An 875-nucleotide genomic window follows, 5' to 3' on the forward strand; every position below is an offset into this window, starting at 1 on the left:
CAACTCCCGGTAGTCGTGTTCCACCCGCCAGCGGATCTTCGCGAGGCGGACCAGGACGGGTAGCGGGGTGTCGGCGGGAAGGTTCGACAGCCAGTAGTCGGTCGGGCTGTCTGTCCCCTCGGGCCACTGGGCCAGCAGGGTCCGCACCGGCAGCGTTGCGTCGGGTGCGCGGGGGATGTCCCGGTTCGCCGGGCGGACCGGCAGGGCCAGGAAGCGGGACCGCAGCGCCGCGTCGGGGTTGTCCTGGCCGCGGCGGCTGCCGTGACGCCAGGTGACGGGCTGGTAGGCGTCCTGGCCGGCGGCCCGCGCCAACGCACCCAGGCTGGAGGGCTTGTCCGGGTATTTCCCGATGGGGGGCCGTCCCCGGCCGGGGTAGAGCGGGGTCGTGGGGACGGCGTCGGCGGGGTGGGCGGACAGGTCGGGGCTGACCGCGACCACGTAGTCCAGGCCGCGGTCTTCCAGACCGCGGCGGAAGCCGGTGGTGTCGCCGTAGCCGCAGTCGGCGGTCACCGGTAGCCGGGGCAGCCCCCAGCTGCCGGTGGTCTCGTCGAGCATGTCCAGCGCGAGACGCCACTTCTCCCGGTGCCGCGCGTCGTCGGGGAGTTTCGCCGCCGCTCTGCGGCGGCGGGCCGCCGCGGCGTCGGTGGGGTCGTGCAGTGTCCGGTCGTCCCAGGATGGCGGGCAGAACAGCCGCCAGTCGGCGGCCAGGGATGCGGTGTCGGTGGCCAGTTGGATGCTGACCGCGACCTGGCAGTTCGTGGTCTTGCCGAGCTGGCCGCAGTACTGGTGGGCCACGCAGGGCGAGGCGTTGCCGTCCTTGGGTAGGCCGGTGTCGTCGACGACGTAGGCGACCGGTTCGATCGCCGATACGGCCC

Annotated in this window: 1 protein-coding gene; it reads right to left on the reverse strand. The window is 73.6% G+C overall.

Translation table 11 applies throughout. The features are described 5' to 3' along the window. The coding region (locus tag U9980_RS26590) for an IS701 family transposase (protein WP_322770440.1) at positions 1 to 875 on the reverse strand (875 nt) is incomplete at both ends.

The organism is Protofrankia sp. Cr1 (assembly GCF_963555865.1).
GTDB lineage: Bacteria > Actinomycetota > Actinomycetes > Frankiales > Frankiaceae > Protofrankia.